Here is a 20,823-nt window from a genome sequence, read left to right on the forward strand (position 1 = left end):
GCCCGCAAACCTGGAAACGCGTTCTTGAAGAGGTCGACCATGCACCCCGTCGCGAGCGCCCACGGGGCGCCCTTCGGCCGCGCCAAGGCGCAGCCCCGCTCCCGCGCCCGCACCCTGATGGCATCGATCCTGATCGGCGCCTCGGTGGCGACGGCGGCCCTTCCGGTGCCGGCCTTCGCCAAGGGGCCGGCCTCGCTCGCCGACCTCGCCGAGCAGGTCACCGACGCGGTGGTGAACATCTCGGCCTCCACCACGGTCGAGGCGCGCAGCAACCGCGCCGGACCGCAGGTGCCGCCCGGCACGCCGTTCGAGGACCTGTTCGAGGAATTCTTCAACCGGCGCGGCGGCCGCGGCGGCGGCGGCGGGGAGCGGGGCGACAACGACACGCCGCGTCAGCAGCGCAAGTCCAACTCCCTGGGCTCCGGCTTCATCATCGACGCGTCCGGGATCGTGGTGACCAACAACCACGTCATCGGCGACGCCAACGACATCCAGGTGATCCTGCACGACGGCACGAAGCTGAAGGCCGAGATCGTCGGCAAGGATTCGAAGATCGACCTCGCGGTGCTGCGGGTGAAGCCCACGGCGGAGCGGCCGCTCAAGGCCGTGCCGTTCGGCGATTCCGACAAGATGCGGCCGGGCGACTGGGTCATCGCCATCGGCAACCCGTTCGGCCTCGGCGGCTCCGTCTCGGCCGGCATCGTCTCGGCCCGGGGCCGGAACATCGAGTCCGGACCCTACGACAACTACATCCAGACCGACGCGGCCATCAACAAGGGCAATTCGGGCGGTCCGCTGTTCAACATGGACGGCGAGGTGATCGGCATCAACACCGCCATCCTGTCGCCGACCGGCGGCTCGGTGGGCATCGGCTTCGCGGTGCCCTCCGGCACGGCGAAGCCCGTGATCGACCAGCTCCGCGACTTCGGCGAGGTCCGCCGCGGCTGGCTCGGCGTGCGCATCCAGAACGTCGACGACGCCACCGCGGAGGCCCTCAACCTCAAGGGCGGGCCGCGGGGCGCGCTGGTGGCCGGCGTCGACGAGAAGGGCCCGGCCAAGACCGCCGGGATCGAGGTCGGCGACGTGATCCTGAAGTTCAACGGCGCGCCGGTGAAGGCCTCGGGCGACCTGCCGCGGATCGTCGCCTCGACGCCGGTGGGCCAGAAGGTCGACGTGGTGGTCATGCGCAAGGGCGAGGAGGTGACGAAGCCCGTCACCCTCGGCCGCCTGGAGGACGGCGACAAGCCGCAGCTCGCCAACCTGCGGCAGCCGGAGCCCGAGAGCGCGACCCGTCAGGCGCTCGGCCTGAACCTCTCCGGCATAACCGACGAGCTGCGCAAGAAGTACTCCATCAAGGACACCGTGAAGGGGGTGGTCGTCACCCGGGTCGACCCGAACTCGACGGCGGCCGACAAGCGGATCCAGCCCGGCGAGGTGATCGTCGAGGTCGGCCAGGAGGCGGTGAGCAGCCCGGCCGACGTGACCAAGCGCGTCGACGCCCTGAAGAAGGACGGGCGCAAGTCGGTTCTGCTGCTGGTGGCGAGCGCGACGGGCGACGTGCGCTTCGTGGCCATCGGGCTCGACTGAGCGGCCTCATACCGTTTCCGGTTGAACGCTTCGGTCGGTTCAGCCCGCTCCGTCATTGCGAGCGCAGCGAAGCAACCCAGGGCTGCGGTACCTCAGGGAGCGTGGCGCTGTCTGGATTGCTTCGCTGCGCTCGCAAAGACGGCGGAACCGACCTGATCAACCGGAAACGGTATCATCTGCAACATCGAAGGCCGTCGCTCAGCGAGGAGCGGCGGCCTTCGTGCATTCGGAGAGCTCGCATTGACGTGGCGCGACGGGGCGGCACACTGGTGCCGCGAGTCGGTGCGGCTCGGACGATTCTGAACCCATGACGGCCGTCGCCTTCGATACCCTGAAATTCGCCCGCGCCTTGCGGGAGAAGGCGAAGCTGTCGCCCGAGCAGGCGGAGGGCTTGGCCGACGCGCTGGTCGATGTCTTCGACGGTAACATCGCCACAAAAGCGGATATCCGCGATGTACAGGCCGACATCCAGGTCGTTCGCAGCGACATCGAGGCTCTGAAGATCCAGACGCGTGCCGATATCGAGGCGCTGCGACTCACGACTCAAGCGGATATCGAGGCGCTTCGCCTCTCGACGAAGTCCGACATCGACGGACTTCGTCTGGAGACCAAGGCTGACATCGAGATCGTGAAGGGCGCGATCGCCGCCGCGAAGGTCGAGACGGTGCGCTGGCTCGTCGGCGCGATCGGCTTTCAGACGCTCGCCGTCCTCGGCGCCGTGGTGGCCCTGACCCGGACCATCCACTGAGCGCTCACCCCACGAACTCCGCCGCCGCATAGCCCTGGAGGTACAGGAGCGCGGTGAGGTCCCCGTGCTCGACGCGGACCTGCGCCGCGGCCGCGACCGCGGGCTTCGCCCGGAACGCCACGCCGAGGCCCGCCTCCTGCAGCATGTCGAGGTCGTTGGCGCCGTCGCCCACCGCCAGCGTGTCGGCAGGGCCGAGGCCCAGCGTCTCGCGCAGCTCGATCAGGGCCGCGCGCTTCTCCGCCTTGCCGACGATCGGGTCCTCCACGACGCCGGTGAGCCGCCCGTCCGCCACGCCCAGCACGTTGGACCGGTGCTTATGGAAGCCGATCGTCGCGGCGATCGGGCCGGTGAACAGGGTGAAGCCGCCCGAGACCAGGCAGGTTCGGGCGCCGTGCGCCCGCATCGTCTGGACGAGCGTGCGGCCGCCCGGCGTCAGAGTGAGACGCTCGGCGATCAGCCCGTCAACCGCCTCCACGGGAATGTCCTTCAGGAGCGCGACGCGCTCGCGGAGCGCCGGCTCGAAGGCGATCTCGCCGCGCATCGCCCGCTCGGTGATCGCCGCCACGTGGTCCTTGAGGCCGAGCGTCCCGGCGAGTTCGTCGATGCATTCCTGCTCGATCATGGTGGAGTCCATGTCGGCCAGGAACAGGCGCTTGCGCCGGTGCGCGTCGGCGGGGAGGACGGCAAGGTCGATCGGCTCGCCGGCCAGCGCCGTCCGCAGCCGCTCCGTGAGGGAGGCCGCCGCGGCAGCCTCGCCCGGGACGAGAACCTCGGCCGCGATCTCCCCGTGCAGGATCCGCGGCTGGTGCTCCGTCCGCAGCACGGCGCGGGTCTCGGCCAGCACCGCGTCGGTGATGGACGGCCGATCCGGGTTTGCTATCAGGACCGCGACCAGCATCGTGGAGGTTCGCCTTGCCAGACCGAGAGGCCGGGGGGCGCCCGGCGGCGATCCTCATCGCAGGGCCCACCGCGTCGGGCAAGTCGGCGCTCGCCGCCCGGCTGGCGGAGCGCCATGGCGGCGTGGTGGTCAACACCGATTCCATGCAGGTCTATGCCGATCTGCGCCGCCTCACCGCCCGGCCCGAGCCGGACGAGGAGGCGCGGGTGCCCCACCGGCTCTACGGCCATGTGGACGGGGGCGTGAACTACTCCGTGGGGCACTTCTCGCGGGACGCGGCGGCTCTGCTCGCGACGCTCGACGGTCACCTGCCGGTCTTCGTGGGCGGGACAGGCCTGTATTTCCGGGCCCTGGAGCAGGGTTTTTCGGAGCTGCCGCCGGTGCCGGACGCCGTGCGGGCGCAGGTGCGGGCGGAGGCCGAGGGGCGCCCGACCGAGGCGCTGCACGCCGCGCTCGCCCGGCACGATCCCGAAGGCGCGGCGCGGCTCCGTCCGAGCGACCGGATGCGGGTGATGCGCGCCCTGGAGGTTTTCTCCGCCACCGGCCGCCCGATCGCGAGCTTCTACGGTGACCCGGTGCCGGGTCCGCTCGCCGGATGGAAGCTCCAAAAAATCTTCCTCGCGCCCGACCGCGCGGTGCTGCGCGCCCGGATCGACGCCCGTTTTCGGGCGATGATCGCGGAGGGCGCGCTGGACGAGGTCGCCCGCCTGCGGTCGCGAAAACTCGATCCGATGCTGCCGGTGATGCGCGCCCACGGCGTGCCGGGCCTGATCGCCCATCTCGACGGGGCGATCAGCCTCGAAGAGGCGATCATGCGGGGGCAGGCGGATACGCGGGCCTACGCCAAGCGCCAGTTCACGTGGTTCCGCCACCAGATGGGGGAGGGGTGGCGGTGGATGGATCCCGAGGGGGCGGAGGTCGAGCTGTGAGGCTTCCGCGGGAGCCCTCCCCCCTCTGCGGGGGAGGGTGGCCCAATGGGGGCCCTCTGCGTCAGCAGGGGTCGGGCCGGGACGCAGTCCCGCAAGGGGGGAACCCGGGGTCAGGAAAGGGCAGGCCTTCACGCGGCGCGACGCTACGTTCTGCACCATCGCTCCCCCCTCGCGGGACTTCGTCCCGACCCGACCCCCTTCGGGGGCCACCCTCTCCCCCAGAGGGGAGAGGGAGCGCGCGGAGCTGCCTCCGTCTCTTCCTGACCGCGAAAAGAGCCTTCAGCGCTCCAGCCGCGCGACCAGGCTCGACGTGTCCCAGCGGTTGCCGCCCATGGCCTGCACCTCGGCGTAGAACTGATCGACCAGCGCCGAGACCGGCAGCTTGGCGCCGTTGCGGCGGGCCTCGTCCAGCAGGATGCCGAGATCCTTGCGCATCCAGTCGACCGCGAAGCCGAAGTCGAACTGGCCCTGGTTCATGGTCTTGCCGCGGTTCTCCATCTGCCAGGAACCGGCCGCGCCCTTGGAGATCACGTCGAGCACCGCCTCGACGTCGAGGCCGGCCCGCTTGGCGAAGTGGACGCCCTCCGACAGGCCCTGGACGAGGCCCGCGATGCAGATCTGGTTGACCATCTTGGTGAGCTGGCCGGCCCCCGCCGGACCCATCAGCCGGCAGGCCCGCGCGAAGGACCCGATCGCCGCCTCGACCTTGGCGTAGGTCGCCGCGTCGCCGCCGCACATGACGGTGAGCACGCCGTTCTCGGCGCCGGCCTGACCGCCGGAGACCGGGGCGTCGATGAAGCCGAGCCCCTTGGCCTCGGCCGCCGCGGCGAGCTCCCGGGCGACCTCGGCCGAGGCCGTGGTGTGGTCGACGAACACCGCGCCGGGCTTCATGCCGGCGAGCGCCCCGTCGTCGCCCAGCACGACGCTGCGCAGGTCGTCGTCGTTGCCCACGCAGGCGAACACGATCTCGGCGCCCTCGACGGCCTGCCGGGGCGTGGGCGCGAAGGCGCCGCCATAGGTCTTCACCCAGGCTTCCGCCTTGGCGGTCGTGCGGTTGTAGACGGTGACGTCGTGGCCACCCTTCTTGGCGAGGTGGCCGGCCATCGGGCCGCCCATCACGCCGAGACCCAGGAATGCGACCTTCGCCATGGTTGTCCGCTCCTCGCAGGGCCGGATCGCGCCGGCGCTCTTCCTTCGCTCACGGCAGGCGGGGACGGGACTCGGCCGCAGGCCCGCGACGCTGGGCGGGGCCGTGCCGGAGACCCGATGTGACAGATTGGGCGTCGTGCCGCCGCCAGAGCTGCATCACAGCTCGGATCGCTTGCGTCAACGTCGGACGAAGAGGATAAACCGCCCGTGTAGCCCGGGACCCGCGAGTCCCAGCCGGAGGCCCCCGTGGCCCTCGCGCGCGAGGCGTTCGGTCAGGGAGGCGGAATGATGGGTACGGCGCTCGGCAGGCATGGGCTCTGGGCCCTCGTTGGCGCGCTCGGCGCCGCGGCGCTGGCGGTCGTGGCGACCCAGCGCGGCGAGACCATCAACGCCCTCTGGATCGTGGTCGCCGCGGTCTGCGTCTACCTGATCGCCTACCGCTACTATTCCAAGTTCATCGCCGACAAGGTGATGCAGCTCGACCCGAAGCGCGCGACGCCTGCGGTGCGCCACAATGACGGGCTCGACTACGTGCCCACCAACCGAGGCGTCCTGTTCGGCCACCACTTCGCGGCGATCGCCGGCGCGGGCCCGCTGGTCGGCCCGGTGCTGGCCGCCCAGATGGGTTATCTGCCCGGCATGCTCTGGATCCTGGCCGGCGTGGTCCTCGCCGGCGCCGTGCAGGACTTCATGGTCCTGTTCGTGTCGATGCGCCGGGACGGGCGCTCGCTCGGCGAGCTGATCCGGGCCGAGCTCGGCACCGTGCCGGGCATCATCGCCCTGTTCGGCACCTTCCTGATCATGGTGATCCTGCTCGCCGTGCTGGCGCTGATCGTCGTCAAGGCGCTCGCCGAGAGCCCCTGGGGCACCTTCACGGTGATGTCGACGATCCCGATCGCCATGCTGATGGGCGTCTATTCCCGCTACATCCGCCCCGGCAAGATCGGCGAGGTCTCGATCCTCGGCTTCGTCCTGCTGATGCTGGCGATCATGGCCGGCGGCTCGGTGGCGGCGAGCCCGGTCTGGGGCCCGGCCTTCACCTTCACGGGCCCGCAGCTCTGCTGGATGCTGATCGGCTACGGCTTCGTCGCCTCGATCCTGCCGGTCTGGCTGCTGCTGGCCCCGCGCGACTACCTGTCGACCTTCCTCAAGATCGGCACCATCGTCGGGCTGGCGCTCGGCATCGCCTTCGTCGCCCCGCACATGCAGATGCCGGCGATCACCAAGTTCGTGGACGGCACCGGCCCGGTCTGGGCCGGCAGCCTGTTCCCGTTCCTGTTCATCACCATCGCGTGCGGCTCGGTCTCGGGTTTCCACGCCCTGATCTCGTCGGGCACCACCCCGAAGCTGATCGCCAGCGAGTCCGACGCGCGCTTCATCGGCTACGGCGGCATGCTGATGGAATCCTTCGTGGCGATCATGGCGCTGGTCTCGGCCTGCGTGATCGACCCCGGCGTGTACTTCACCATGAACTCGCCCGCGGCCCTCATCGGCACCACGCCCGAGACCGCGGCCGCGGCCGTGACCAAGCTCGGCTTCGCCACGACGCCGGAGGTGATCAGCCAGACCGCCGCCGACGTCGGCGAGCACACGATCATCTCCCGCGCCGGCGGCGCGCCGACGCTCGCGGTGGGCATGGCCCACATCATCTCGTCGGCCATCGGCGGCAAGGCGATGATGGCCTTCTGGTACCACTTCGCGATCCTGTTCGAGGCGTTGTTCATCCTCACGGCGGTGGATGCGGGCACCCGTGCCTGCCGGTTCATGGTGCAGGATCTCGTCGCCTTGGCGATCCCGTCGTTCAAGAACACCACGTCGTGGGGGCCGAGCATCGCGGCGACCGCCATCTCGGTGGGGGCCTGGGGCTACTTCCTGTACCAGGGCGTGACCGACCCGCTGGGCGGCATCAACACCCTGTGGCCGCTCTTCGGCATCTCGAACCAGATGCTGGCCGCGGTGGCGCTGACGCTCTGCACGGTGGTGATCTTCAAGATGAAGCGCGAGCGCTACGCGTTCGTGACCATCATCCCGACCGCGTGGCTGTGCCTGTGCACCCTCACGGCCGGCTGGCAGAAGATCTTCTCCGCCGATCCGAAGATCGGGTTCCTGGCCCATGCCGAGCGCTACGCGGCCGCCGCCGCGGAGGGCAAGATCCTGGCCCCGGCCAAGAACGCCGACCAGATGAGCCAGATCATCCTCAACGACCGGATCGACGCGGTGCTGGCGGCGCTGTTCATCGGCCTCGTCGTCGCCATCGCGGGCTTCGGCATCGCCGCCTGCCTGAAGGCGTGGCGCGCCGATCGCTGGACCGCGCTGGAGACCGAGCCCCGCATGGTCGCGGCGGAGTAGGGCGCATGCAGCAGCAGCCGAACCTGCGGGACCGCCTCCGGACGCTGTCCAAATGCGTCTGCGACGGCGCCCGGCTGATGGTGGGCCAGGGGGACTACGCGGCCTATGCCGAGCACATCCGCCGCACCCATCCCGACCGGGCGCCGATGACCGAGGTGGAGTTTTTTCGCAATCGCGAGAACGCCCGCTTCGGGGTGGGGAACACCTCGGGCTTCCGCTGCTGCTGAGGGGACCCGATCTGCCCCGAACGGCGTTCTCCCCGCCGGAGGGCCGCCCGGCCCTCGCCAGACGCGGAGGGCCGATGGCCGAAGACAGCGTGCAGGATCCCCCTGAACCCAGGGCCGTCAACATCGCCCATGCCTGGGAGCGCGCCTATTGGGCGCGCCGCTTCATGGTGCCGGTGGAACAGGTGGAGGCCGCGGTGGTGGCGGTGGGGGACGAACCGGCCCGCGTGGCGGCCCATCTCGGGCGGGACTGGCCCGGCCACGAGCCGGCCACGTGAAGCCGACATCCCAGGCTTAAGCTCGGCCGCATCTTGACTCGGCCGCCACAATATCCGCCATCTCCGACCTGACAGGAGGTGGGCATGAGCATTTTCCAGGACGCCATCCTTCGCTTCGGCCGCACGATCATGTCGTATGCGGGCGACGCGGTCTTCCTGCAGGCCGCGGTCTCGTCGGCCGCCAACGTCATCGTCGCGGACGGGGATGTGGGCGAGGAGGAGATCGAGTCGGCGATCAGCGGCATCCGCGCCAACCCGATCCTCGAGAAGTCCTACGACACGCTGCGCGTCGAGCAGGAACTCTACGAAGCCATCGCCCGGGCCAAGACCCGCGCCGGGCGGCTGGAGAACCTGCGCCAGGTCGGTGCCATCGCGGAGCGGCCGATCGAGCAGCGCCAGGACGTGTTCCTGATCGGCGCCGACGTGGCCGACATCGACGGCATCAGCGAGGTCGAGCACAAGGCGCTCGACGAGATCGCGGGCGCGCTGCAGGTCGATAAGACGGCGTTGCTGCGCTGATCCGGGAGGCGCGGCGTCCCAGGGCCGAGACGCGTTCCAGCCGCGCCTCGTCCTGAGGTGCTCGCATCAGCGGGCCTCGAAGGAACCCTCCAAGCCGGTTGCGCGATCCCTGCAGGTCTCCTGCGAGGCCTGCGCTGCGCTCCGGCACCTCACGCTGAGGGCGAGGTTGGGATCGATCCGTTCGGTGGGAGACACGCCGCCCTGCGGCGACGCGGCCCGCCTCTTGCCTGCCTGGACGTGATAGCGAAACAGTCCGGGTGTAGCGGCTCGCCGGTACACAACGCGGAGTTGCCGGCTCGCCGCCGGCCGGCGGAGACCGCATGGGCCTCGTCCTCTACGCGCTCAAGTTCCGGATCACGACCTACGTGCTCGCCGTGCTGATGATGCTCGGCGGCGTCGGCGCCATCATCGTCACGCCGAAGGACGTGCTGCCGGTCGTCGACATCCCGGTCGTCGTGGTGGTCTGGACCTATACCGGCCTGTCCGCGCCGGAGATGGAGCAGCGCGTCACGACCTATGCCGAGTACGGCATCTCCAACAACGTCAACAACATCCGCCGCATGGAGTCGACGACGCTCCAGGGCACGGCGGTCCAGCGGATCTACTTCGACCCCTCGGTCAGCCTCGATCTCGCCATCGCCCAGGTGGTCTCCTCCACCAACTCGATCCGCGCCGTGATGCCCCCCGGGACGCAGCCGCCGGTGATCGTGCGCTACTCGGCCTCCTCGGTGCCGGTGATCCAGCTCGCCCTGACCTCCGCCAAGCAGAGCCTCAACGAGGTCTACGACTACGCCCAGTACCGGATCCGCCAGACGCTCGCGCAGGTGCCGGGCTCGACCCTGCCGTCGCCCTTCGGCGGCGCGCCCCGGCAGATCATGGTCGATCTCGACCTCAACGCCCTGCAGGCGCTCGGCCTGACGCCGCTCGACGTCACCAACGCCATGACGGCCCAGAACCTGACGGTGCCGTCCGGCCTCGCCAAGATCGGCGAGCAGCAATACCCGGTCCAGCTCAACGCCACGCCGCCCTCGATCGAGACCCTCAACACCGCGCCCATCAAGGTGGTGGCCGGCCAGCCCGTGCTGGTGCGCGACGTGGCCTATGTCCGCGACGGCGGCCCGCCGCAGGTCAACGTGGTCAGCGCCGACGGCCAGCAGGCCGTGCTGATGCAGATCATCAAGAACGGCACCGCCTCGACGCTGAACGTCGTCAACAACGTCAAGGCGGCGATGCCGACGATCCGCGCGGCGGCGCCCGACGGGTTGTCGATCAAGCAGCTGTTCGACCAGTCGGTCTTCGTCTCGAACGCCATCGAGGGCGTGCTGCACGAGGCGCTGACCGCGGCGGCCCTGACGGGCCTGGCCATCCTGCTGTTCCTCGGCTCCTGGCGCTCGACGATCATCGTGCTGATCTCGATCCCGCTCTGCGTCATGACCTCGCTGGCCGTGCTGGCGGCACTCGGCGAGACCATCAACGTGATGACGCTGGGCGGGCTGGCGCTCGCGGTCGGCATCCTGGTGGACGACGCCACGGTGGCGATCGAGAATACTTACCGCCTGTTCGAGGAGGGCGAGGAGTTCCGCAAGAGCGTGGTGCACGGCGCCGCCGGCATCGCCAAGCCCGCGCTGATCTCGACGCTGGCGATCTGCGCGGCCTTCACGGCGGTGTTCGCCCTGACCGACACGCCGAAGTACCTGTTCACCCCGCAGGCGCTCGCGGTGGTGTTCGCGATGCTGACCTCCTACCTGCTGTCGCGGACCCTGGTCCCGCTGCTCATCGACGTGATCGTGGCGCCGGAATACCGGCAGAAGCACGCCAAGGATCGGAGTGAGCATGAGCCGCCGCGGCGGGGCCGGATCGCGCGCGCCGTCGGCCTGATTGGCGCCCCGGTGATGCGGCTCGCCGGCCGGATTCACGGCGCCTTCGAGCGCGGGTTCGCGCGGTTTCACAGGAGCTATGTCGGCCTGCTGCACGCGGTACTGCGCCACCGGATCGTCACCCTGGGGGTCGCCGGCTTCGTGCTCGGGATGACCGGCGTGCTGTTCACCTTCGTCGGACAGGATTACTTCCCGCAGATCGAGGCGAGCCAGATGACCATGCATCTGCGCACCCGCACCGGCATGCGTATCGAGACCGCCCGGCAGGTCTTCGCCGAGGTCGAGGACACGGTCCGCGAGGTCATCCCGCCCGGCGAGGTCGACCAGATCCTCCAGAACCTCGGCCTGCCGTCGAACAACTACAATTTCGCGTTCTCGGACGGCTCGTTCGTCTCCTACAACGACGGGCAGATGCTCATCAGCCTCAAGGAGGGCCATGGCTCGGCGGCGGGCTACACCAAGCGGCTGCGCGCGGTGCTGATGAAGCGCTTCCCCGACATGGTCGTCTACTTCCAGCCCGCCGACATGATCACCCAGATCCTGAACTTCGGCGTCATCACGCCGATCGACGTGCAGGTCTCCGGGCGGCACAAGGAGAAGGACCTGGAGGTCGCCCAGCGCATCGTCCAGCGGCTGAAGCACACCAAGGGGCTGGTGGACGTCCACCTGCAGCAGATCGTCAACGAGCCGCAATTCTACGTCGACGTCGACCGGCGCCTCGCCTCCGAACTCGGCCTGACCGAGCAGCAGGTGGCGCAGAACATGAACATCTCGCTCTCGGGCAGCTACCAGGTGACGCCCAACTTCTGGCCCGATCCGAAGACCGGCATCCCCTATCAGCTCTGGGTGCAGACGCCCGAGTACCGCAACAGCTCGCTGAACGACCTGCGCAACACGCCGATGTTCGTGCGCGCGGCCGCGACCTCCGGCTCCGGCCCCGGGGTGCTGACGCTTCTCTCCAGCCTCGCCGACCTGCGCCGGACGCCGACGCAGACCATGATCAGCCACGTCAACATCCAGCCGACCTTCGACATCTACGCCGCGGTGCAGGACCGGGATCTCGGATCCGTGGCGCGGGACATCGACGCCATCGTGCAGGACGAGCAGAAGAACCTGGAGGCGCCCGACAAGATCGCGGTGCGCGGTCAGATCGAGAACATGCGCTCGGCCTTCTTCCGGCTGGAGATCGGCCTCGGCATCGCGCTGATCGCCGTCTATCTGCTGATGGCGGTGAACTACCAGAGCTGGGGCGACCCGTTCGTGGTCATCGCCGCCCTGCCGATGGCGTTCTGCGGCATCACCTTCGCGCTGTTCGTGACCGGCACGACCTTCTCGATCCCGTCGATCTTCGGGGCGATCATGTCGGTGGGCATCGCCTCGGCGAACTCGATCCTGCTCGTGACCTTCGCCAAGGAGCACCGGGAGGAGACGGGCTGCGGCGCCCTGGAGGCGGCGATCACGGCGGGCGAGACCCGGCTGCGGCCGGTGCTGATGACCGCCTCGGCGATGTTTCTGGGGTTGATCCCGATGGCCTTGGGCACCGGCGAGGGGGGCGAGCAGAACGCCGCCCTCGCCCGCGCCGTGATGGGCGGCATCGCCTTCGCGACGCCGGCGACGCTGCTGTTGGTGCCGTTCCTCTACGTGCTGATGCGCGGCGGGCCGGCGCAGCCGGTGCAGGATTATCTGGAGCCGGAGGGGCAGCCGGCGGTGGGGTAGGGCGATACGGCCTCCACCGCATCTCCCTTCCCCGCAGAGCTGATATTCACACTTCGTAGGCCGAGGCGCTCTCTCCTCCCCCTTGCGGGGAGGAGTTGGAGGTGGGGGTGGTGCAGAAGGCACCGGACCGCTCGATCCTGAACCACCCCCACCCCTGACCCCTGACCCCTCCCCGCAAGGGGGAGGGGAAAAGCGCCCTGCTTCAATGGCGTTGGTGCCGAATGGAGAAGCCCTCCGGACCGCTCAGCCCTCCTTGAACCCATATTCCGGCGTCTCATCGTCGTTGCCGTAATACTTGTACGGCAGGAACTTGCCCGACATGGTGAGTTTCACCCGGTCGCCCTTGTTGTTGGCCTCCCGGGCCATGTCCATGTTGAAGTCGATCGCCGACATGATGCCGTCGCCGAATTCCTCCTGGATCAGCTCCTTGAAAGTCGTGCCGTAGACCATCACCAGCTCGTAGAACCGGTAGATCAGCGGGTCGGTCGGCGGCATCGTGGGGATCGAGCCGCGGTAGGGCGGCTCGTTGAGCATCCGCTCCTCCGCCTCGGTCAGCCCGAACAGCTCGGCCGCGCGCTTCGCCTGTGCCTTCGGCAGCTTCATCTGGCCCATGCAGGCCGCCGTGATCAGGAACGGCGAGAGGCCGCCGATCGCCTCGTGGATGTGCTTCCAGCTCCAGCCCTTCTCGCGCTTGATGTCGAGCAGCTTCTCGGTGAGGTCCTCGCGCTTCATCGTTCTCTCCCTGCCTGATCACGGACGGGCAACAAGGCGCCCCGCCCGCGCCCCTCGGCAAGGCGTGTGCCAAGCGCGGCACGCCGACGGCGATCGGTGACGGGCCCGCACGAGCGTGCTTTCGGTGCACCGGGCGGGCGGGAAGCGCACAACCGTGGCCGGAAACGCTTGCATCCGTGGCGTGTTTCCGGACCATGCGCCCTCGGGTCTCGGAGGCGGGCGTTGGGCGGAGACGAACAAGACGGGCACACGGCCGACGGGGCACCGGGCGCATCCGCGCCGCCGGCCCCGTGGGAATTCGTGTTGCCGGAGGAGACGGCCACCGAGGATCTCGGACTGTTCCTGTCCGAGTTCCTGCTGCCGGGCGACGTCGTGGCGCTCTCGGGCGGCCTCGGCGGTGGCAAGACGACGCTCGCCCGCGCGGTGATCCGCGAGCTGGCCGGCGCGCCGCGGCTTGAGGTGCCGAGCCCGACCTTCACGCTGATCCAGCCCTACACGGCCCGCGACGGCCGCGCGATCATCCACGCCGACCTCTACCGGCTGCGCGACCCCGACGAGCTGGTGGAGCTCGGCTTCGACGAGATGGCCGAAGGCGCGATCACCCTGGTCGAGTGGCCGGACCGGATGCCGCCCCGCGACGGCCCGGTGCTCACCGTCGACCTGTCCCTGCGGGCGGAGTTCGGACCCGAGGCCCGGCTCGCCCGGGTCGACGGCACCGGCGGCATGCGCGCGCGCCTGGACCGGGCCCGGGCGGTACGCCGGCTCCTCGACCGGAGCGGCTGGGACATCGCCGAGCGCACGCTGATGCAGGGGGACGCCTCCTCCCGCGCCTACGAGCGCCTGACCAAGCCCGATGGTACCAGCGCCGTGCTGATGATCGCGCCGCCCCGGCCGGACGGGCCGCCCGTGCGCGACGGCAAGCCCTACAGCGCGATCGTCCATCTGGCCGAGAGCGTCCACGCCTTCGTGGCCCTCGACCGCGGCCTTCGGGCGCTCGGCTTCTCGGCGCCCAGGATCTACGGCGAGGACCTTGCCGAGGGGCTGCTGATCCTGGAGGATCTCGGCACCGAGCCCGTGGTGGAGGCCGGCGCCCCCCGGCCCGAGCGCTATTCCGAGGCCGTGCGGCTGCTCGCCAAGCTCCACGCCACGCCGCTGCCCTCGGTCCTGCCGGTGGCGGACGGGATCGAGCACGTGCTGCCGCCCTACGACGTCGAGGCCCTGCTGTTCGAGGCGGAGTTGATGCCCGACTGGTACGCGCCGGCGATCCGCGACGTCACGCTGTCGGCGGCGGCGCGGGGCGCCTTCGTGGACCTGTGGCGCGAGGCCCTGCAGGGCGCGGTCCCGGACCGGCCGACCTGGACCCTGCGTGACTACCACTCGCCGAACCTGATCTGGCTGCCGGAACGGGACGGGCTGGAGCGGGTCGGCCTGATCGACTTCCAGGACGCCGTGATGGGCCACCCGGCCTACGACGTCGCATCGCTGCTGCAGGATGCCCGGGTCGATACCAGCGCGGAGTTCGAGCTGCGGCTGCTCGGCCTCTACGCCCGCGAGCGCCGGGGGAAGGATCCGGCTTTCGATGTCGGCGCCTTCGCCACCGCCTACGCGCTGCTGGCCGCGCAGCGCGCCACCAAGATCCTCGGCATCTTCGCCCGGCTCGATCGGCGCGACGGCAAGCCCGGCTACCTCGCCCACCTGCCGCGGATCGAGGGTTACCTCGCGCGCAACCTCGCCCATCCGGCGCTGGCCGGGCTGCGGGCCTGGCACGCGGACCATCTGCCGGGCCTCGTCGCCCCCGCCCCCGAACCCTGACCACCGGACCCTGACCGCATGAGCGAGCCCGTTCCCGCCGTCAGCCGCGCCTTCGTCCTGGCCGCGGGCCTGGGCAAGCGCATGCGGCCGGTGACCGCCACGGTGCCGAAACCCCTGGTGGAGGTGGCCGGCAAGGCGCTCCTCGACCACGCCCTGGACCGGATAGACGAGGCCGGGATTGGGACCGCGATCGTCAACGTCCACTATCTCGCCGACCTCATCGAGGGCCATCTCGCCCGCCGGGCCGAAGGGGGCGCCTCAGGACCGGCCACGCGCGTGTCCGACGAGCGGGCGGCGCTGCTGGAGACGGGCGGCGGCATCCGCAAGGCGCTGCCGATGCTGGGGAACGCGCCCTTCGTGGTGCTGAACTCGGACTCGTTCTGGCTCGAAGGGCCGGCCTCGAACCTGCGGCGGCTGATCGAGACCTGGGACGGGGCGCGCATGGACGGTCTCCTGCTGGTGGCGCCCACCGCCACGAGCCTCGGCTACGAGGGCGCCGGGGATTTCGTGATGGATCCGGACGGCCGCCTGGAGCGGCGCGGCGAGCGCGAGGTGGCGCCCTTCATCTACGCCGGCGTGGCGATCCTGGACCCGGCGCTGTTTGCCGACACGCCGGAGGGCGCCTTCTCGCTCAACCTGCTGTTCGACCGGGCGATCACGAAGGGCCGGCTGTTCGGCATGCGCCTCGACGGCCAGTGGCTGCATGTCGGCACCCCGGAGGCGATCCGGGCCGCGGAGGAGCGGGTGAAGGCGAGTGCGCGGATCCTGTAGCCCGGCGTGATGGGCCGGCGTCGCGCAAGGTGTCTTGCCAAGCCCGATCCGAGCCTCTAGAAGCCCCCTCACACCGGCGAGCCGAGAGCCCGCCGCCGTGTCAGGCGCCCGTAGCTCAGCTGGATAGAGCACCAGACTACGAATCTGGGGGTCAGAGGTTCGAATCCTTTCGGGCGCGCCATATATCTCAATCACTTGGACAATATTTGATAGGCTTCTAAAGCTGGTGGGGTAACGCTCCGGGTAACGAAAACATTTGGCGGATGCGACGGCAAGCCGCAGCAAGGCGCAGATAGCACTTGTGGCGGGCGGATTTCCTCATAAGCACCTGGTCCGGCGTAGGCCTGGAAGGTCTTACGATTGACCGGTCCGTCCAGCACGAACGGCGCGACCATCTCGAAGAGACGTAGGCCCACCACGAAGGTAGTGGTCTGCCAATCGCCGTGCGGCACACCCGAGCGCAGGCGCTCGCCCCAGACACAGCGCCCGCGCGTCATGTTAGCCGTCGTACCCGTCGCGTTGATGAACACCAGTCGGCTCGGGTCGAGATCGGGCTGGCCCACGAACCACGCCTGGCGTACTGCCCTCACAGCTGGGTGGTCCTGCTCAGCTGCATGGGCGGTCTTTTTCGGAGGTGTGATCGCGCGCGTCGAGGAACCGCCACAGATTGCCGAGCTCCACCGTCAGATTTCGATCCTCGCCGAGCCGGTGCGCATCTCTTCCAGATTGATGTCATCCTGTTCTGCGATCCGCTCGCGTAGGAAAGCCTCATACGGGTCGAGCTTCGAGCGGCACGGTCGGCCCTGTGGGCGAGCTGCCACCGCCTCGGTCGCCTCGAGGGATGCCATCCAGGAATACAGGATCTCGGCTGTCGTCAGGCTGCAAACACCATCAAGCTGTACAACGAAGGAGACCAGCAGTTCTCTCCCATTCGCGCCTGCATGACCGAAGGACCGCGATGCGCCATGAGCAGAAGTTGGCTCCACGCCCGGTAGCGGACGTTCAGCCGCGCGAAGCCATCCGTCCGGTGTCGACCCAACGCAGTCGTTCATGCGTACTCCTTCGGATCCCAATAGCGGACGTGTACTGGACGGCTCCTCTGGCTGCTTCGCGCCCATCCCGGTCACTCAACAGTTTCCTTCAACTTCTCCAAAGCAGACAAACCCCGGGCCGCAGATCGTCCGCGAAATGGCGGTCCGGCAGGTCGAGCGCACGACGCCGGCTCGTTCATCATCGGTCCGAGGATGGGACGACAGTCTCAGCCGTCTTGAGAACCCGGATTGCCATGAACTATCCCAGAGACCTATCGATCGCGAAATGCGGATGATCTGGCTCCGCCTTGCCTGTCAGCCGCACGGGATCCGGAGGGCATCCTGACAACCGAACTGTCAGACTCCGAGGCACGCCGCATCGCCCTGACCGCACAGGGTTTCGGTGCGCGGCCGCGATCGCTCGATGTGGACGCCGCACGGATGCGCCGGGTGATCGGCCGGCTCGGCCTCCTTCAAATCGACAGCGTGAACATCTTGGTCCGTGCCCACTACATGCCGCTGTTTTCGCGTCTGGGAGCCTACGATCGCGGCACACTCGACATCCTGACGATCGCCCGATCGAAATGCGTCTTCGAGTACTGGGGCCACGAGGCGTCCCTGCTGCCGATCGAACTCCAGCCCCTGCTACGCTGGCGCATGGACCGCGCGCGCGAGGGCCGTGGCGTCTGGAGCCGGCTCGAACCGTTCGCGGGCGCGCGCCGCGCGGAGGCCGACGCCCTGCTCGCCCGAATTGAACGGGAAGGCCCGTTGGCGGCATCGGAGATCGCGTCACCGAAGTCTTCCAAGGGCATGTGGGCCTGGAGCGATGCCAAGCACGCGCTCGAATGGCTCTTCTGGGCCGGCCTGATCGCGTCGACGCATCGGCGGAGTAGCTTTGAGCGCGTGTACGACCTACCCGAACGGGTGCTGCCCCGGTCCGTCCTCGCCCGGCCGACCCCAGATCCCGCGGATGCCCGTCGGGAGCTCGTCGCGCGATCGGCGCGGGCGCTCGGCGTCGGAACCGCGAACGACCTGCGCGACTACTACCGTCTACCGCCGACTGACGCGCGGCTGGCCATCGAGCAGCTCGTCGAGGAGGGCGTCCTTGTCCCGGCGACCGTCCGCGGGAGGCGGCAGCAGACCTATCTGCACCGGGATGCGCGGTCCGGCCGCCGGCACCGCGGGGCGGTTCTCCTGTCGCCGTTCGACCCGCTCGTCTGGCACCGTCCGCGGACCGAGCGGCTGTTCGGGTTCCGGTACCGTCTCGAGATTTACACGCCCGCCCATAAGCGCGAGCACGGCTACTACGTTTTGCCGTTCCTGCTGGACGGCGCGCTCGTCGCCCGCGTCGACCTGAAGGCGGACCGCAGGGCCGGCGCGCTGATCGTCCTGCGCACGCACCTTGAGCCCGGGGCGCCGGCGGAGACGATGGAGCGGTTGTCCGAAGAGCTGAGGTCGATGGCGACGTGGCTCGGGTTGTCCGGTGTCCTGATCTGAGCGGCTGTCGATCCCGAAGGGGTTCGACTTCGTCGGCCCAAGTCGGGTCGCATCGAGGGCACGCGCCCTTTTTCTCCGCCCGTTGGCGGGTCAGTTCTCGCGCACGACGCGGACCAAACCGTCGCCATGCTCGTCCGGGTCGAGGATGAACGCTCCGGCCCCCAGGTTCGCCCGGAGAAAGGCGACCTGCGCGGCGGTGATCATCTGCCCCGGGAGCAGGCGGGGAATGGCGGGGGGTACGACCGCGACCGACTGCCCGGCGATCCGTCCGACAGCCTGCTCGTAGGGTACGCGATCGAACTTCGCCGCTGCGGCCTGCGGGGGTGGAAGTGCAGGCGCCGTCGGGATTGCTGGCGCGAGCGAGGCGTAGTCCGGCGCGTCGTCCGGGATCGCGTGGAAGCGGGCATCGCCCCTTTTGGCCGCAGCGGCCAAGTCGCGGACGCCCTCAACGAGACGCTCGGCGTCCGCATCGGTCGTGCCGAGCGAGAAGCTGAACCCAATGTGGCGCAGGTCGCCCAGCACTGCGCTCACCTTCCATTCGGCCTGGAGCCACTCGTCGGCCTCGTAGCCGGACATCCCAAGCCCGCGTACGTCGAGAATCAGGAAGGTCGGATCGAGGTCGTGCGCGCCGGGACCGCCGATCATCTCCCGTCCGTAGATCGCGATCCCGTCGACGGACGCGAGACGATCCCGGACCGAGTCGGCGAGGTCGACCACGCGCTGCCAGAGCCGCTGCCCCTCGGCGACATGGACACGTCGGGTCGCGTCCAGCGACGCCAGGATCGGCACCGAGGGGCTCGTGCACTGGAGCATCTCGAATGCCCAGACGAACCGCTCGCGGTCGATCAGGTCGCCGGAGACCAGCATGAATGAGCCCTGCGCGAGCGCGCCCATCGTCTTGTGTACGCTCACCACCATGACGTCCGCGCCGAGGGCCATCGGGTTGTCCGGCAGGCGGTCGCAGAACGGGTAGGCCGCGCCCCAGGCGGCGTCGACGATCAGGGGAACGCCGCGGGCGTGGCAGACCTCCGCAAGGGCACGGATGTCGCTCGTCACGCCGAAGAAGGTCGGGCTGATCACGAGCGCGGCCTTCGCGTTCGGATGGAGGTCCAGAAGCCGGGCGAGCGCCGCGGGATCGGTGCCGTGCTCGACGTCCCGCTCCCGGTCGATCACCGGCGGGATCGCCACGAGGTTCACGCCCGCGTAGACGGCCGTGCTGAAGGCCGCCTTGTGCTCGTTGGCGGCGATCAGCACCGTGTCGCCGGGGCCCGCGACGGCCGCGACGGCGGTCTGAATGCTCTGCGTCGAGCCACCGGTCGAGAAGCGGCAGAGCTCCGCGCCCCAGGCCTCGGCCGCAAGGCGGTAGGCCTGCTGCATCACCCCGAAGGACTCCGTGCGGTCGTCGAGCCCCTTGGGTGTCAGCACGTCGGCCCGGAATGCCCGTTCGCCGAGGAGGGCGACGATGTCGGCTGAGGCCGCCCGCCCCTCGTCGTGGCCGGGACCGCCGAAGCCCGCGATGCTGCCGCGCTCGACGGCGGCCAGCGCATCGAGGATCGGTGCCTTGGACTGGTCCATCATCGCGTCTTCTCCCCAGCCTGCGCCGAGCGCCATGGACCGCCGACCGGAAACAGCTGGTCGAACGGCAGGTCGTGTTGCGGTCGTCCGGCCTTGTCCCGCGATGTGTCCGGCCGCCCTCGGAACGGGCAGCGCCACTCGTCGCCGACCGCCCGCTTGCTGTACTGGCGGGCCTCGGACGTCTCGCCGTGGCGCGCGAGCATCGGGTTGAGGCTGCCCGCCAAATCGAGGTCGCGGTCTAGGATCGAGGTCCGCAGCTTCTCGTAGCGCCCTTCGGCGCGCAGGCGCTCGAATTGCGCGTGCAGATTGAAGACGAGCGCCGGCGATGCGAACCGCCGCGCGGGACGGCTCGCCCGGGGGTGGAGGCCGACGACGAAGAAGGCCTCGCCGCCGAAACTCAGCGAGAAATGCGGGTTCTCGGGATCGCTGGCGACCCGATCGTCGTGGGGAAGACCGAGGGACGCGTCTTTGTCCGAAAACGACTGGACGCGGCGCCAGAGCCGATCCTCGAACCCCGCCTCGTCGAGGTCGCCCGGCCCCTCGAAGACGACGGCGAAGCTCTGGAACAGATCGGGCTGCGCCTTGTAGCTCGCGATGAAGGCGAGCAGGGCGGGGTAGATCCGCATGTCGTCCCAGCTCGACCGGATGTCGCGGGCGACGACAATCCTCAACCGCCCATGCGAGAGGGCGGATTTCGCACCTACGCAGGGAAACGGGGCATCGCGGATGAAGGCGCGGAACGCCTCCGCGCTGGAGTGCACGCGATCATCCGGTGGCAGTCGCATGGCGCAGGAAGCCTCAGACGGACGCAGTGTTGCGCGGAACGGCAGCACATGGCGGCTGCGATTTGGGCAACTGGGCGCGCCTGACCTCGTTTCCGAGCCGTAAGGTCGAGAGCCTGCGGCATTTGAGACTAGATCTCGCGTCGCCAGATGAAGGTACTGCGGCGCATTTGACCCATGTGTCCTAGTTTCACGAAGGATGCGAACGAGTTGGCGACGTTAAGAGCGCGATCTGTTTTCGGGTGATGACAACTGCGTGATCCTGCGTGGCCGGCTTCCATGCCTCGATCGGCTGGATCCGAGAGTGCGACTTCGGATGCGCGGGCAGGAACATCCTCGTTCGGCCTGG

Annotated in this window: 16 protein-coding genes, 1 tRNA gene and 1 pseudogene; 12 read left to right on the forward strand and 6 right to left on the reverse strand. The window is 69.3% G+C overall.

Features of this window, described 5'->3' with window-relative positions:
- Window positions 1–39 precede the first annotated feature (39 nt).
- Both ACLBX9_RS07925 and ACLBX9_RS07930 read left to right on the forward strand, forming a co-directional pair.
- Entirely contained in the window at window positions 40–1,587 is a 1,548-nt protein-coding gene (locus ACLBX9_RS07925; RefSeq protein WP_447718523.1) for a DegQ family serine endoprotease, read from the forward strand.
- A 307-nt stretch (window positions 1,588–1,894) separates the two neighbouring features.
- A complete protein-coding gene (locus ACLBX9_RS07930; RefSeq protein WP_447718524.1) occupies window positions 1,895–2,335 on the forward strand; it encodes a DUF1640 domain-containing protein in 441 nt (146 codons plus the stop codon).
- Window positions 2,336–2,339: 4 nt separating this feature from the next.
- Here the strand turns inward: ACLBX9_RS07930 and serB are convergent, their stop codons facing one another.
- Window positions 2,340–3,233 (reverse strand): phosphoserine phosphatase SerB, encoded by an 894-nt coding sequence (gene serB / locus ACLBX9_RS07935; RefSeq protein WP_447718525.1) that lies wholly within the window; start codon window positions 3,231–3,233, stop codon window positions 2,340–2,342.
- A 14-nt stretch (window positions 3,234–3,247) separates the two neighbouring features.
- Between serB and miaA the strand changes: the two genes are divergently transcribed.
- Window positions 3,248–4,162: a tRNA (adenosine(37)-N6)-dimethylallyltransferase MiaA gene (miaA, locus tag ACLBX9_RS07940; RefSeq protein WP_447718526.1), complete on the forward strand. Its 915-nt coding sequence runs from the start codon at window positions 3,248–3,250 to the stop codon at window positions 4,160–4,162.
- Window positions 4,163–4,441: 279 nt separating this feature from the next.
- On the opposite strand, the gene ACLBX9_RS07945 is transcribed toward miaA, so the two are convergent.
- Window positions 4,442–5,311, reverse strand: a complete 870-nt coding sequence (locus ACLBX9_RS07945; protein ID WP_447718527.1) for an NAD(P)-dependent oxidoreductase — start codon at window positions 5,309–5,311, stop codon at window positions 4,442–4,444.
- Window positions 5,312–5,599: 288 nt separating this feature from the next.
- Here ACLBX9_RS07945 and ACLBX9_RS07950 point away from each other — a divergent pair, with 288 nt between their 5' ends.
- The 5 genes from ACLBX9_RS07950 (at window position 5,600) to ACLBX9_RS07970 (ending at window position 12,274) form a co-directional block, all read left to right on the forward strand.
- Window positions 5,600–7,660, forward strand: coding sequence for a carbon starvation CstA family protein (locus tag ACLBX9_RS07950; protein WP_447718606.1), 2,061 nt, complete (start codon window positions 5,600–5,602; stop codon window positions 7,658–7,660).
- 5 nt (window positions 7,661–7,665) lie between these two features.
- The gene (locus ACLBX9_RS07955; protein WP_010684906.1) at window positions 7,666–7,887 is read left to right on the forward strand and encodes a YbdD/YjiX family protein; all 222 of its coding nucleotides are present in this window, start codon (window positions 7,666–7,668) and stop codon (window positions 7,885–7,887) included.
- 74 nt (window positions 7,888–7,961) lie between these two features.
- Complete coding sequence (locus tag ACLBX9_RS07960; protein WP_010684907.1) at window positions 7,962–8,162, forward strand: DUF3606 domain-containing protein; 201 nt, start codon at window positions 7,962–7,964, stop codon at window positions 8,160–8,162.
- 84 nt (window positions 8,163–8,246) lie between these two features.
- A complete protein-coding gene (locus tag ACLBX9_RS07965) occupies window positions 8,247–8,681 on the forward strand; it encodes a tellurite resistance TerB family protein (protein WP_010684908.1) in 435 nt (144 codons plus the stop codon).
- A 320-nt stretch (window positions 8,682–9,001) separates the two neighbouring features.
- Window positions 9,002–12,274, forward strand: a complete 3,273-nt coding sequence (locus tag ACLBX9_RS07970; protein ID WP_447718528.1) for an efflux RND transporter permease subunit — start codon at window positions 9,002–9,004, stop codon at window positions 12,272–12,274.
- 243 nt (window positions 12,275–12,517) lie between these two features.
- Here the strand turns inward: ACLBX9_RS07970 and cynS are convergent, their stop codons facing one another.
- Window positions 12,518–13,006 (reverse strand): cyanase, encoded by a 489-nt coding sequence (gene cynS / locus ACLBX9_RS07975; RefSeq protein WP_010684910.1) that lies wholly within the window; start codon window positions 13,004–13,006, stop codon window positions 12,518–12,520.
- A gap of 222 nt (window positions 13,007–13,228) precedes the next feature.
- Between cynS and tsaE the strand changes: the two genes are divergently transcribed.
- The 3 genes from tsaE (at window position 13,229) to ACLBX9_RS07990 (ending at window position 15,770) form a co-directional block, all read left to right on the forward strand.
- Window positions 13,229–14,818, forward strand: coding sequence for a tRNA (adenosine(37)-N6)-threonylcarbamoyltransferase complex ATPase subunit type 1 TsaE (gene tsaE, locus ACLBX9_RS07980; protein ID WP_447718529.1), 1,590 nt, complete (start codon window positions 13,229–13,231; stop codon window positions 14,816–14,818).
- Between the two features lie 18 nt (window positions 14,819–14,836).
- Window positions 14,837–15,589: a nucleotidyltransferase family protein gene (locus ACLBX9_RS07985; RefSeq protein ID WP_447718530.1), complete on the forward strand. Its 753-nt coding sequence runs from the start codon at window positions 14,837–14,839 to the stop codon at window positions 15,587–15,589.
- A 104-nt stretch (window positions 15,590–15,693) separates the two neighbouring features.
- Window positions 15,694–15,770: transfer RNA gene (locus ACLBX9_RS07990), tRNA-Arg, on the forward strand.
- A 112-nt stretch (window positions 15,771–15,882) separates the two neighbouring features.
- Here the strand turns inward: ACLBX9_RS07990 and ACLBX9_RS07995 are convergent.
- A pseudogene (locus ACLBX9_RS07995) lies at window positions 15,883–16,440 on the reverse strand (IS630 family transposase); the annotation flags it as partial.
- A gap of 522 nt (window positions 16,441–16,962) precedes the next feature.
- On the opposite strand from ACLBX9_RS07995, the gene ACLBX9_RS08000 reads away from it, so the two are divergent.
- Window positions 16,963–18,117, forward strand: a complete 1,155-nt coding sequence (locus ACLBX9_RS08000) for a winged helix-turn-helix domain-containing protein (RefSeq protein WP_447718607.1) — start codon at window positions 16,963–16,965, stop codon at window positions 18,115–18,117.
- A gap of 90 nt (window positions 18,118–18,207) precedes the next feature.
- On the opposite strand, the gene ACLBX9_RS08005 is transcribed toward ACLBX9_RS08000, so the two are convergent.
- Window positions 18,208–19,695, reverse strand: a complete 1,488-nt coding sequence (locus ACLBX9_RS08005) for an aminotransferase class I/II-fold pyridoxal phosphate-dependent enzyme (RefSeq protein WP_447718531.1) — start codon at window positions 19,693–19,695, stop codon at window positions 18,208–18,210.
- A complete protein-coding gene (gntA, locus tag ACLBX9_RS08010; protein ID WP_447718532.1) occupies window positions 19,692–20,477 on the reverse strand; it encodes a guanitoxin biosynthesis heme-dependent pre-guanitoxin N-hydroxylase GntA in 786 nt (261 codons plus the stop codon). The genes ACLBX9_RS08005 and gntA overlap by 4 nt, the downstream gene beginning before the upstream one ends.
- Window positions 20,478–20,823 lie beyond the last annotated feature (346 nt).

The organism is Methylobacterium sp. A49B (genome assembly GCF_053346215.1).